The following is a 13,274-nucleotide window of genomic DNA, read 5'->3' on the forward strand; positions in this document are numbered from 1 at the left end:
CATCGGTGAATAAAAAATTCGTCCTTATAGGAATAGCAGCAGTGCTTGCCCTGATTTTGGTGGGAACGGTAAGCTGGTTTTTAACCCATAAGGAAAGCAATGGCGAGTTCCTGACACTCTTTGGCAATGTGGATATCCGCCAGGTTTCTCTCGCCTTCAACGGAAACGATCGGATCGCTGAAATGCGCGTGGAGGAGGGAGATCGGGTTCAGACAGGACAGGTTCTCGCAACGTTGGATACCCGGATTCTCACGTTGCAAATCGCGCAAGCTGAAGCCCAGGTCGCCACCCAGAAGCAGGCCCTGTTACGGCTTGAGAATGGCACCCGCCCCGAGGAAATAGCACAGGCGCGGACTGAGGTTGCTTCCGTTCAGGCCGATGCCGACCTCGCCAAACAGTTTCTCGGCCGCTTGATGGAGATTGAAAGTGACTCGGATGCTGCCGTCAGCAAGCAGGATCTCGACAATGCCAGGTCTCGCCATCGAGTGGCTGTGGCGCAACTCGAAAATCGCAAAAAGGCACTGCAACTGGCATTGATCGGGCCGCGCAAGGAAGATATTGCGCAGGCGGAGGCGCAGTTGAACGTTTTTCGTGCTGAGCTGGCCTTGCTGCGGCACCAGCTTGACCTGGCCGAATTGAAATCCCCTATTGATGCTGTCATACGCTCACGTCTTCTCGAACCGGGAGACATGGCTTCGCCACAACGTCCGGTTTATGCGCTGGCCATAACCGATCCGAAATGGGTTCGAGCCTACGTATCCGAGATTGATCTGGGCCGCATCCAGCTTGGCATGAACGCAGAGGTTGTTACCGACAGTCATCCGGAGGAGCCCGTTCATGGTCGTATCGGCTATATCTCGTCGGTTGCCGAGTTCACCCCAAAGCCTGTACAAACCGAGGTGCTGCGCACCAGCCTTGTCTATGAGATACGAGTGTATGTGGAAGACGCGGAGGACAGGTTGCGGCTGGGCATGCCCGCTACCGTGCATATCGCTCTCGGAAATAATGGAAATTCCAGTGAAGTGAAGCATTGATGGAGCAAACGCAGCCCGCACTGGTAGCAAATGATATTTACAAGCGCTTTCCGGTCAAAAAAACCGGCCAGATCGTGCAGGCTGTCGCAGGCGTTTCCATGGAAGTGTCTCCAGGTTCGCTTACTGCGCTGGTCGGGCCGGATGGAGCAGGCAAGACTACTCTCTTGCGTATGTTCGCGGGTTTGATAAAGCCGGATGACGGACACCTCCAGGTATTGGATGTGAATGTCGTAACGGACCCGCAAACAGTGCAGGATCGCATAAGTTATATGCCGCAGCGCTTCGGCCTGTATGAGGACTTGAGCGTTCAGGAGAATCTCGATCTTTATGCAGACCTGCATGGAGTGCCGCAGGAGGTACGCGGGCAACGTTATCGTCGACTGTTGGAAATGACCGATCTCATCCGCTTCACAGGGCGCCCCGTGGGAAAACTGTCAGGAGGCATGAAACAGAAGCTGGGTTTGGCCTGTACGCTCGTGCGTTCTCCCGAGCTACTGCTGCTTGATGAGCCAACAGTGGGTGTCGATCCGTTGTCGCGACGGGAGTTGTGGGAGATCATCGGGCAATTGATCGATGAGGAGCAACTGACGGTGTTGATTACCACGGCCTACCTCGATGAAGCAGAGCGTTGCACCAGGATTCATGTGCTGGAGGAGGGCAAGCTGCTTGCCGAAGGCCCACCTGACGAGATACGGCAGCACGCACGCGATCTTTGCTTTGTCACTGCCCCACACCAGGGTCAGCCTTCACGAGTTCTGCAGGCACAACTTCTGGATGATTCCAGAAACATCATAGATGCCGTGCCCCAAAGTGGGGCAGTGCGTTTTATCCGCCGCCCTCATGCACGGCAGCAGGATATTGATGCGCTGTTGAGCGATATTGAAGTTATTCCGGTGGAAGCACGTCTTGAAGACGGATTTATGGTACTGCTGCGTGAACAGCACCAGATGATTCCGCCAGATACTCTCCCATTCGAGAGGCCGGCACTGTCTGCAACTACCTCCGGAGAAAACCGGCAGTCCGATGAAAAGATCATTGAGGTACGCGATCTGGTACGAAAATTCGGAGATTTTATCGCTGTCGATCATGTGTCCTTCTCGGTGCGGCGCGGTGAAATCTTCGGGTTACTGGGGCCGAATGGAGCGGGCAAGACCACGACCTTCCGCATGCTTTGCGGCCTTCTGCCTGCAAGCAGCGGTTTTCTCCAGGTGGCGGGGGTCAACCTTCGGTATGCACGGGCTCCGGCGCGCCGAAGGATAGGATATGTTGCGCAGAAGTTTGCACTTTACGGCGATTTGACCGTGAGGGAAAACCTGGAGTTTTTCGGCAATGCCTATGGTCTGTTCGGCGAACGGTTACATGAGCGTATTCAGGTTGTCATCCAGCAATTCGATCTTGCAGGGAGGGAACAATCTCCGAGCGGGCAATTACCCGGCGGCTTCCGGCAGAGGCTCGCAATGGCAGTTGGCCTGCTGCATGAACCTGAAATCCTGTTTCTGGACGAACCTACCAGCGGAATCGATCCGCTCAGACGAAGGGGATTCTGGCGTCACATCACCGCACTGTCGGAAATGGGAACGACAATCATCATCACAACCCATTTCATGGAAGAGGCTGAGTATTGCGATCGTATTGTAATCCAGGACAATGGCAGGTTAGTGGCCATGGGGACGCCACACGAGGTTCGCGGGCAAGCCGGGGGGAAGGAGGCCATGCTGACGATGGAAGAGGCATTCATTCGTATCGTTACCCGCGAGCGGGAACGAGATAAATCGACTGAAAGAGCACCGAGCTTATGAGTGGAAAAAACAGCCAATCAGGCCAGCAGGGTTATTCAGGCTTTCAACTACGGCTCATTTCCCTGATTCGAAAGGAAATACGTCAACTGTTGCGAGACAAAAGCAATCTTGCAGTTGGAATTGGTCTCCCCATAATATTGATCCTCATTTTCGGGTATGGCCTGTCACTCGATGTGAGGAATGCGCACATTGCAATCGTACTGGAAGATGCGTCCCCCACTTCGGTCGACGTTGTCTCAGGCCTGGAACTCTCCCCGTATATTTCACCTGTAAGAGTTCCATCCATGCAGGAGGCAGAGCGTTTGATGCGGGTGCGCGAAGTAGAGGGAATCTTCCGGATACCAAGCGATTTTTCCCGGCGATTGGGAGAAGGCAAAGCACAAGTCCAGTTTCTGGCCTATGGAACAGATTCCACCCGCGCAACAATCATTCGAAGCTACATCAACAGTATTGTTGGCCAGTGGACATTGCGGCAGGCGGAGCGAAAAGCAGCTTTGCAAGCCCCGACCGGGGGTGGAATCACGTTGGTGGAACGTTTGTGGTTTAACTCTGCCAACTCCAGTACATGGTATCTGGTTCCAGGCTTGATCGTTCTGATCATGACACTCATCGGAGCCTTTCTCACCGCTATGGTGATGGCGCGCGAGTGGGAGCGCGGTACCCTGGAAGCATTGTTCGTCTCGCCCGTGCGCCCCACGGAAATCCTGCTGGCGAAAATTATTCCCTATTTTCTGGTTGGTATGGCGGGTCTCGGGGTATGCTTGGCCGCGGCGCATTTTCTGTTCGAGGTGCCCATGCGCGGCTCCCTGCTGATCCTGCTGGGTGGCTCGATGCTCTATCTATTGGTGGCCCTGGGTTTCGGCCTGGTCATCTCGTCCATTACCAAAAACCAGTTCACTGCCAGTCAAATCGCAATTATTACCAGCTTCATGCCGGCACTCATGCTTTCCGGTTTTCTCTTTGACTTGCGCAACGTGCCTGTTGTCATTCAGCTGGTTGGAAAGATTCTACCGGCCACTTATTTCATGGAACTGATCAGGACGCTGTATCTCGCCGGCAATGTATGGCCGGTGATAATACGGAATTATGCGATTCTCACGGGCTATGCAGTGTTGCTGCTAGGTCTTGCGCGCTTTGTCACCCGCAAGAAACTGGATTGACCCATGCTCGACCTCGCGCGCCGCATTATCAGCCTGTGCCGCAAGGAGTTTCTGGCGATCCTGAAGGATCCTGCCAATCGTGTCATTCTTGTCGTCCCGTCGCTGGTGGAAAGCTTTTTATTCGGCTACGCTGCCACTTTTGATCTCGTCAATGTTCCCTATGCCTTGCTTGATCAGAGCCGCGGTGCTGCCTCCGTTGAATTGATAGCGCGTCTGGATGGAACCGGTGTTTTTCAGCGTGTCGCAACCTTGCAAACACAGCGGGATATCGCGGGAGTGATCGATTCGCAGCAGGTCCTGATGGTGATACAGATCGGACCACGCTTCGAGCAGCAAGTGAATGCGGGCGAACTTGCCCCGGTACAACTGATTCTCGATGCGCGCAACTCCAACAGCGCCGGCTCTGCTGCAGGGTATGTCGCCTCAATTATCGAATCATATAACACGACGTTAGGTGGCAACGCAAGGCAGCCCCTTACGGTTGAGGCACGCGCCTGGTACAACCCCAATCTGGAGACCCGGTGGAATATGATGCCGGGCTTGATCGCCTCGCTCAGCATGATACAGACAATGTTGCTGGCCGCGCTCACTGTCGCCGGTGAGCGCGAGAACGGCACGTTCGATCAGTTACTGGTAACACCGTTTTCACCCATGGAAATCATGGTAGGCAAGGTGATTCCAATCGTTGCAATAGGCCTGCTGCAATCCACCATCGTCCTCCTGGTGTCGCTCTACTGGTTCGAAGTGCCGCTTGCCGGCTCGCTGGCAACACTCTATACCGGTTTGACGTTGTTCACGATTGCCAGCGTAGGGCTGGGTCTGGCAATTTCAGCAGTTTGTACCACTATGCAGCAGGCCATGCTCTATACTTTCATGCTGGTGATGCCGCTCATAATGCTTTCAGGCCTAGCGACGCCGGTGCGCAACATGCCGGAATTTCTTCAGACTATTACTCTGGCCAATCCCCTCCGCTTTGCTGTTGACCTGATGCAGCGCGTATATCTGGAAGGGGCTGACTTGATGATGGTCGGCTATGATCTGATTCCGCTCCTGATCATGTCGACAGTTACGCTGCCTTTCGCCGCATGGCTGTTTCGCAACCGGTTGCTGTAACCCGAAATCAAGTGCGCTGCAGGCGCTGTGAGCAGAACACCTTTTCCTCTTCCAGTATGGCTCCTTCCGATGACCATTGTTCTGTGAAAGGTTATACAGACAATGCGAACGTGGTTGTTATTTTACTTTCCTTGGCTATAAAGAATGGCAGTAGCACAAACCGAGGCATTGCTGCCGCAGAGCGCTCCACTCATTTCAAATGACGGGGGAAGTCAAAAATGGAAAAAATTCTGGAAGTTCTTGATGTTGAGTTATTTGTTCTGGAAAATCATCCGCCTAAATTGCGAATTAGCGCGTCAGGAAATATACCTGGCGAGGGTTGGACAAATCCGCGGTTAGAACCTTTTGTCCTCATTCAGCCGCCGCCAGACGGCATTTATGATTTTGATTTTGTCGCTGATCCACCGCATCAGGAACCTGCCACAGACGCAATTACGCCTATCGGTGTCGTTCACCTCTGGGACCCCCTGCCTCCCGATGCCAGGGGAGTTCGGATACACGTCAAACACGATTCAAAAAAGGCATTGCTGGGCAATTCCGAACATTCGGAGAGAAATCCCAGCCTGGGCAATTCGGAACACCCGAAGAGAAATCCCAGCCGTTTTACATTTGTTGATCAGGAAGGTGTAAAACGCGTCGTTTTTTTTCCTCAAGCACTGGACCCGTTGGGTGCGAAAGAAAAGCCACAAGAAACCTCCTTCGAATATACCGGCCCGGAAGGCCATTTCGTATTTCGCGGAGCACAGATTACTCAGCAGCAAACAGTAGTGGGGACGCTTATCTCAGTAAATTTCAGGTCCGGCGCTGCGGATGAACCTTCTATAGATTTCGCGCTGGTTCTGCCGCCGGTCGAGCTGGGAGAAGAGTTGCGGCAGACCTTCAAGACAATGGGCATCCTGATTCACGGCCGTGGCTTTGTCGTAGATCACACCGGAGCCCAACTCACCTACGAAACCGTGAATCTTGAAGGTATCGCAGAATATATCCCCGTTCTTTGAATAAACTTGAAAGTCGTGCCAGCTGAAGATGGGCGTTCAAACGTTCATCTTCATTGTCATAGTTAAGGTTTAATCTGACACTGATTCGATACGCTTCCATCAAATTCGGAGTCTTGAGTCTCTAAAAATCATCTCTTGCTGGAGAGAAAATCATGAAAATTACCCGTAGCGAGAGGCCTGTCTTCAGGGTCGAACGGATGTTCAGCCGGGCCCTTTTGGCAAGATCAGGAGATGGCTTATCGAAAGATGCGAATATCGCTTGTATGGGATATATGCCGGCCATCATTTGACTTCGTGCTTGAACCCTGTCGAAAACGGTTTTCCCCGCGATCTGATCTATGATGAAAGCGGGCCCTGGAAGAAGCGAGGGGACAGCAAAACCATAAGTGTCACACCTTGGCTTGATTTTAAGGGGATATATGGAGCTGTACAGATGGGGCAGAAGCGGAAGACAGATATCATTTCATGCAGAGAGGCCCAGACGCTGGCAGGACTTTTTGCCATTCGGGTCAAACGTACCCCGCGATTGATAGCTTACCGGCAGTTTGATGCCGAGAGTGGGAAATGGCGGGGATACAGCTGGCAGGAAATCGATGGGCGGGTAGCGCGCTGGAAGCGGGCGCTGATGCGAGAGAAACTTGAACCAGGTGATCGTGTTGCGATCCTGTTGCGCAATTCCATTGAATGGGTCTGCTTTGATCAGGCTGCACTCGCTATCGGGCTCGTGGTGGTGCCTCTGTACCCCTCTGACGCGTCGGATAATATTGCTTACATTCTCGAGGATTCCGGAACCCGGTTACTCGTGGTAGGCACTCAAAAGCGCTGGGAAACGCTTGCTCCCCGGTGCAAAGATCTTGCTGGATTAGGCAAGATACTATGCGTTGAACACACGGCAGCCGATGGTAGCGAGGGCAGGATCCTGCAGGGTGTGGATGAATGGCTGAAGGAAGCAGATGAGCACGCCAGCGATCAGGAGGATAGGGGCAACTCTGGCAACAAGGATAATTTTCAACCGTCCGATCCTCACGCGCTTGCCACACTTGTTTACACTTCCGGAACCACCGGCAAGCCCAAGGGTGTCATGCTTTCACACTTCAATGTGCTTTGGGATGCGGAGGCAACGCTACAGGCTATATCCGGCTATCCGGAAGACGTCTATCTCTCGCTCCTGCCGCTCTCGCATATGCTCGAGCGCACTGTTGGCTATTACGTTCCCCTCATGGCGGGGAGCAGCGTAGCCTATGCCCGTTCACTGAAAGATTTGCCAGAGGATTTGAAATCCGTACGGCCTGGGATACTCGTTGCCGTGCCGCAGGTTTATGCGGGTATTCGCAATAAAATGAACCAGCAGGTGCAGGAAAGAGGACGGGTTGGCAGGTTGTTGTTCGATTGGACTGTTGCACTTGGCTGGAAACGCTTTACCGTCGTGCAAGGGCAGGAGAAGGAGAGACTATGGCACCGCGTTGCGTGGCCTATTCTGCGTCAATTGGTGGCTGACAAGGTGCTGGCCGCATTTGGAGGGAGGCTCCGGCTAGCCATAAGCGGAGGTGGCCCGCTCCATGCGGATATTTCCAGGTATTTCATCGGGCTGGGTTTGCCGCTTCTGCAGGGGTATGGATTGACCGAAGCTTCCCCCGTTCTGACAGCCAATCGCCTGCAGGACAATCTCCCGGAATCAACGGGGAGTGCATTGCCTGGCGTAGAGCTTCGTATAGGCGAGCAGGATGAACTATTGACCCGAAGTCCCGGCGTCATGCTGGGTTACTGGAACAGACCCGAAGAAACCCGCGCTGCGATTGATGCAGAGGGTTGGCTGCATACCGGTGATCAGGCACGTATTTCTGACAATCATGTTTTTATCAGCGGACGGATCAAGGAGATTCTGGTCACGTCCAGCGGTGAAAAAGTACCGCCTGCAGATCTGGAGATGGCTATCGTTCAGGAACCCTTGTTTGACCAGGTAATGGTGGTAGGCGAGGGAAGGTCCTATCTGGCAGCCTTGGTTGTAGTGGACAAGGGGGAGTGGCAGAACCTTGCCTCCACCCTCGGCCTGAAAGCGGACGAGCCCCAATCACTGGCACATTCAACTGCCCGAGCAGCCGCTTTGAAAAGGATCAAGGCAACCTTGCGCGGTTTCCCCAAATACGCTCGAATTCGGGCAGTACATCTCTCGCAGGAACCCTGGAAGGTGGAAGACGGCCTGCTGACACCCACCCTGAAACTGAAACGTTCAGAAATCGAAAAATGCTTTGCGAGCCAGATTACCGAGCTGTACGAAAAGGGATAACCCTGGTTAACGGCAGTTGAGTGCCGTTAACCAGGGTTAACCGTTATAACCATTATTTCTGCTCGCGCAGGCGATCGGCTTGATCTTCCAACTGGTCGGCACGATACTCAGAGGATTCACGTGCAGCGTCGGCGGCTCGATCCGTGCTCCTGGAATCCATACCAGGATCTTGCCTTTCGATCCTGTCCGCGGCTGCCTCCCCCTCCTTCCGCATCACATCCGCCTTATCTTCCTTTGTATCGGCCTTCTGTTCCAATGATTGTTCCCGCGCTGCTTCCTGTTTGGATTTACAAGCGGGAAGTCCCAGCGCTAGCGCCAGCACCGTTGCGGTAAGAACAGGTTTCAGATAGCTCATGATGATTACCTCCTCCGGTTATTTTCAAGGTGTCACTATAATCGCTACCGTTGTCGTTTTTCTGTACGGTGGCGCACGCGATTGAGTAAAAAGACAGATTATTTCACTCCTCCCCTATTTCATACCGGCATTTGCTTCCTTGAAGAGTACCGTATCATGAACGTGATAAGGCCGAGGCCCGCCAGCAGCAGAGCATAGGATTCGGGCTCCGGGATAGAAGGAACTTCGGAGACATAAGAAGCGCCGACTGAGGCGGAACTGACATTCGAAATATCCAGCGCCCAATGTGGATCACGACCGCTGAAGTTCACAGCAGCAGTGCCCTGGAAGCCATCAGCTAACAAGGGTCCATTGGCAAAGCTGTTATATTGAGTGACGGTCGCAGTATAATTTCCAGCCGAGAGATCGCGTGTCAGCAAAGAGTCCCAAGCATTTCCGCTGACGGAATCTGTCACCAGACCGCTGTCATCATTCTCACCAAGTAAATTTCCTGATGCATCAAATAGTGTGACGATGGGATCGAATCCTCCTCGGGCAACCTCCGCTCCAGCGGCGTTTGTTCCTCCCGCGTAAGACCAGGTACGCAAGGTAACGTCAGACGTCGGTGCGGTCACGGTAAAGTTGAACTCCTGTACCTCGTCATCGTGTTCAAAATTTCCGATAAAAGAAAAATCGGCCGCGTTTACGCTACCAGTAACGAATCCCACAGCAAGAACGGCAGCATGAATTGTTTTCATTTTTATTTCTCCTCAGGAAAGCAGCGGTGAATAACCAGATCTGAACCGGCAAGGGCGGTGTTAGCGTCAAAAAACGCCTAATAACCTCATCGGTGTTTTTAAATGTATAACAGAATTTAGACTTTTCAAGTTGTATGAGCCATTTGGACTATCGTTATCTCCGCTCAGAATCGCAAATAATTCGGGATTCATAACGAATAGGCGGCCAATTAACCGCCCAAGTTAAAATACCTCCATCCTCTCCCTGAATACTATGTTCGATAGCGCACCGAGCCGCGCAGAGATAGAGTGTATTTGTGCCCGTCTATAATCTCGTCTCGGATAAGCAATTCGCCAGGTCGCTGGATTGATGGGTTCGTGTCCGCGGCAATACCAACATCAGGATAAGTCCTTCCTTCACTTTGGACCACAACGATTCCGGGAAGCACATTTTGTTTTTATAACCGGAAAGAGCAAACGATTCGCGCAGTCTGGCGAGGCAGTGGAATAGAAGTTTTTTCGGATTTCTTTCAATTGCAGCAGTGCAGCCGGGCCTATTGGAAGGCTCATTTTCAGCCCTAGAGGAGGAGCGTATGCCGAAATGCGACGGATGCGGGAACGACTACGATAAAGCTTTTCAGGTAGTCTTTTCGAATAAAACCTATACGTTCGACAGCTTCGAATGTGCCATCAACCAGCTTGCGCCCACCTGCACGCACTGCGGTGTTCGAATCATTGGGCACGGCCTGGAGAAAAGCGGGGCAATGTTCTGCTGCAATCATTGTGCAGAAAAAGAAGGTGTGACGGAACTGCGCGACCGCTCATAGAAAACCTCCTTCTTTCATTCTTGCTCCATTTTTATCCGCGGCCTTTTGGCTCTCTTGGTTTGGGGCAAAGTGAGTTCTGCCAGCACGATCTGTTCGCTGCAATGCCTTAAATCCGGGAGGGTGCGGGATACGGGTGTGGCAGAATAGCAAAAGGAATTCGATCGCATCCCCGGATTAGAAATCATAAATGATACGTGAGGTCAATAGCCACTCGGTTCGCTCGCTGTTCAACTGCGATGGTCCGCCGCCCACCTGAATAATCGAGTGCTTGTTGAAGACGTATTGAAGCTGGGGAGTCAATCGATAGCGCCAGCGTCGTTCTTCTATTTCACTGTTCAACTCTATACCCAGGGCGAGATGTTTTGAATAACTGTAAAACAGGCTGTTATTGAGCAAGCCGACGAACTCACCGGATTTACCCAAAGCCGTGTGCCGTACTCCGAGCATGTTCATCATGCTCCACGTGTCAGAAAATTTATAATCATTCAAATAGAGGATTTCAGCCGCGAACACTTTTTCATCGTTTTTCCGTCGGCCGATAACCTGCCACCCATGCAGCATGCGACCTTGGGCTAATTTACCGAGAGAGCCTTGCAGGGAAACTTTATATTGCTGCAAAAAATCGTTCTCGATCGGTAGTTCCAACTCGATCGAGTGACCATCCATGTAGGTGTATTCAATCTCGGGCGACCAGCGTAACTGTTCCTCCCGCGGCGAAAGATTCAGCAAGGCATTGATCTCGAGTTCACCCTTCTTTGCGTCGATCGGATCGACCAGGTCAAAGACCATTGGCTCAGGTCTTCGGCTTTGGGAACTCTCAGACGCATCGTTGTCTTCGCAACGCACATCCTGCATGAGGATAAACCCCGCCAGAGTCGCGGGCAAAATGTGCCTCACACCTTGGTTGCCGTGGAATTGGCCGAAAAAAACTCTTCCACTTCAGCCAGATTGCGTGTGCGCTTCATGGGTGGCAGGCTCTGCCAGATTTTTCTGCCATAGGGCCTGCTGATCAGGCGTGGATCGCAAATCATCAGTACACCACGATCAGTCTCATCCCGGATCAATCTGCCGGCTCCCTGTTTCAGATTGATCACGGCGTGCGGCAATTGATACTCCATGAAGGCATTACGGCCTTCCTTGTTGATTTTTTCGATACGTGCGGCAAGCACCGGGTCATCGGGAGGAGCGAAAGGAAGTTTGTCGATCACCACCAGGGATAATGCTTCCCCACGCACATCCACGCCCTCCCAGAAGGATTGACTGCCGATCAGAATCGCATTGCCCATCTTCCGGAAGCGCTCCAGCATGTGGGAGCGCGAACCCCGGCCCTGCAGCAGCAGAGGGTAGTCGAGTCTTTCCTGCCTGAGTGCCTCCAGCAGCAGTTCATATGTCTTTTGCATGGCACGCAGGCTGGTGCACAGGAAAAATGCCCGCCCCCGGCTGGCCTTCAATACCGGCAGCGCTGTCTTCACCACTTCTTCTGTATATCTGCTGCTGTTCGGTTCCGGGATGCCTGTTGGAACATAGAGCAAAGCCTGATGGGCAAAATCAAAAGGACTCTCCCAGCACGCGGAATGCGAAGGGATGGTTCCCGTATTCAGCCCCATTTGATCATTGTAATGAGAGAAGTCACCCTTGACTGAAAGGGTTGCGGAAGTAAATATCCACGCACGCGGAGATCCGGCTAATTGCTTGTTGAATATCTCCGCAATGGAAAGCGGGGTGGCATTGAGTTGCAATGCCTGGCTGAATACTTCAATCCACCGCACGAAGCCTTCGGCTTCAGCCTGTTCTTGCCAGCGTTTTATGCAGCTGGCGATTTCCCGCGAACGCTGCCAGCAATTTTCCAGGCCATCCGAGCGTTCAGCCTGCTTTTCGAGCAGATCGACCAGATTACCCAGTTTTTCCTGCAAATCACTCAGCGCGCCAGCAAATTTTGCGTTTGCCTTGATTGCAGCCATGGGCAGGCGCGTATTCTCACCTTCCACAGTCAAGCGGAAATCGCGTGCGGCCTTTTCCATTGCCGCAATAGCAGGGGGTAGGGGAGCAAAATCTTTTGCGCTCCGCAGCGCTTCAGCCTCGCTGTCACGGGCCAACTCCAGCAATTGGCTGGTGCTGACCGATTCCCCAAAGAATAGACTGGCTGTTTCCGGTAACTGGTGAGCCTCATCAAATATTACTGTATTGCAGGCGGGGAGCAATTCCGATAGCCCTTCATCACGTAGCATGACGTCGGCAAAGAACAAATGGTGGTTTACCACCACCACATCGGCTGACAGGGCGTGTTTGCGTGCTTCCATGACAAAGCAGTCCTTGTAGTGCGGGCAATTCGAACCTAGGCAATTGTCGCGGGTGGAGGTGACGTACTGCCAGACGGACGCATTTTCTGGTACTTCACTCAGACCGCTCTTGTCCCCGCTCTTGCTGACCTTGGCATAGCGTTCAATCAAGTTCAGATACTTCACCTCTTCGCGGCTGGCGAGGGCAGGGCGGCTTTCCTGGAAGGTACGTTCCAGATGATAGTGACAAACATAATTTGCCCGCCCCTTCAATAAAGCCACGGTAACGGGAACCTCGAGCGCGCTGCGCACGGTAGGAATGTCACGGTTGAACAACTGGTCTTGCAGGGTTTTTGTCCCGGTGGAAATAATCACCTTTCCACCTGTCAGCAAGGCGGGCACCAGATAGGCGAAGGTTTTGCCTGTGCCCGTTCCAGCCTCGGCTATCAGGATCGTGTTGGAGGCAATGGTATCGGCAATTGCCTGAGCCATTTTACTCTGCTGTGAGCGCACTGTATAACCTGGCACACTACGGGCCAGAGCACCGTCGGCAGAGAAAAAAGAATTGATATCAGGCATGGAAGGTATCAATCGACCTTTCACCATGATATCGCAGTGTCAGGAATAAGGCATCCTGGCCTATGGGTATTGCAAGGGCAGGGGGCTATAACTGGAATGATTTATGAGAAGGCAGATCAAGGCAGGC

11 protein-coding genes are annotated in these 13,274 nt (G+C 52.8%); 7 read left to right on the forward strand and 4 right to left on the reverse strand.

The genetic code is table 11. The annotated features are described in order from the left end of the window. Window positions 1–41 precede the first annotated feature (41 nt). The 6 genes from AC52W5_RS09275 to AC52W5_RS09300 all read left to right on the forward strand — a co-directional run bounded on the left by AC52W5_RS09275 (window position 42) and on the right by AC52W5_RS09300 (window position 8,391). A complete protein-coding gene (locus AC52W5_RS09275) occupies window positions 42–1,034 on the forward strand; it encodes an HlyD family secretion protein (protein WP_495670790.1) in 993 nt (330 codons plus the stop codon). Next, a complete protein-coding gene (locus AC52W5_RS09280) occupies window positions 1,034–2,833 on the forward strand; it encodes an ATP-binding cassette domain-containing protein (RefSeq protein WP_495670791.1) in 1,800 nt (599 codons plus the stop codon). The genes AC52W5_RS09275 and AC52W5_RS09280 overlap by 1 nt, the downstream gene beginning before the upstream one ends. After that, window positions 2,830–3,993 (forward strand): ABC transporter permease, encoded by a 1,164-nt coding sequence (locus tag AC52W5_RS09285; protein WP_495670792.1) that lies wholly within the window; start codon window positions 2,830–2,832, stop codon window positions 3,991–3,993. Before AC52W5_RS09280 ends, AC52W5_RS09285 begins: the two co-directional genes overlap by 4 nt. A 3-nt stretch (window positions 3,994–3,996) precedes the next feature. Then, complete coding sequence (locus AC52W5_RS09290; RefSeq protein WP_495670793.1) at window positions 3,997–5,106, forward strand: ABC transporter permease; 1,110 nt, start codon at window positions 3,997–3,999, stop codon at window positions 5,104–5,106. Window positions 5,107–5,324: 218 nt separating this feature from the next. Continuing rightward, window positions 5,325–6,104 (forward strand): hypothetical protein, encoded by a 780-nt coding sequence (locus tag AC52W5_RS09295; RefSeq protein ID WP_495670794.1) that lies wholly within the window; start codon window positions 5,325–5,327, stop codon window positions 6,102–6,104. A gap of 433 nt (window positions 6,105–6,537) precedes the next feature. Continuing rightward, on the forward strand, window positions 6,538–8,391 hold the full coding sequence (locus AC52W5_RS09300) for an AMP-dependent synthetase/ligase (protein WP_495670795.1): 1,854 nt from the start codon (window positions 6,538–6,540) through the stop codon (window positions 8,389–8,391). Window positions 8,392–8,443: 52 nt separating this feature from the next. Here the strand turns inward: AC52W5_RS09300 and AC52W5_RS09305 are convergent, their stop codons facing one another. Continuing rightward, a complete protein-coding gene (locus tag AC52W5_RS09305; RefSeq protein ID WP_112892345.1) occupies window positions 8,444–8,746 on the reverse strand; it encodes a hypothetical protein in 303 nt (100 codons plus the stop codon). Between the two features lie 119 nt (window positions 8,747–8,865). Further along, on the reverse strand, window positions 8,866–9,483 hold the full coding sequence (locus AC52W5_RS09310) for a DVUA0089 family protein (RefSeq protein WP_495670796.1): 618 nt from the start codon (window positions 9,481–9,483) through the stop codon (window positions 8,866–8,868). 572 nt (window positions 9,484–10,055) lie between these two features. Between AC52W5_RS09310 and AC52W5_RS09315 the strand changes: the two genes are divergently transcribed. Next, a complete protein-coding gene (locus tag AC52W5_RS09315) occupies window positions 10,056–10,289 on the forward strand; it encodes a metallothionein (RefSeq protein ID WP_074975206.1) in 234 nt (77 codons plus the stop codon). A gap of 174 nt (window positions 10,290–10,463) precedes the next feature. Here AC52W5_RS09315 and AC52W5_RS09320 read toward each other — a convergent pair whose 3' ends face one another. Then, window positions 10,464–11,186, reverse strand: coding sequence for a hypothetical protein (locus AC52W5_RS09320; protein WP_495670797.1), 723 nt, complete (start codon window positions 11,184–11,186; stop codon window positions 10,464–10,466). Then, window positions 11,183–13,147 carry a DNA repair helicase YoaA gene (gene yoaA / locus AC52W5_RS09325; RefSeq protein ID WP_495670798.1) on the reverse strand — a complete coding sequence of 655 codons (1,965 nt, stop codon included), beginning with the start codon at window positions 13,145–13,147 and terminating at the stop codon, window positions 11,183–11,185. The genes AC52W5_RS09320 and yoaA overlap by 4 nt, the downstream gene beginning before the upstream one ends. Window positions 13,148–13,274: the final 127 nt, after the last annotated feature.

It is taken from the genome of Nitrosospira sp. CT (genome assembly GCF_059489795.1).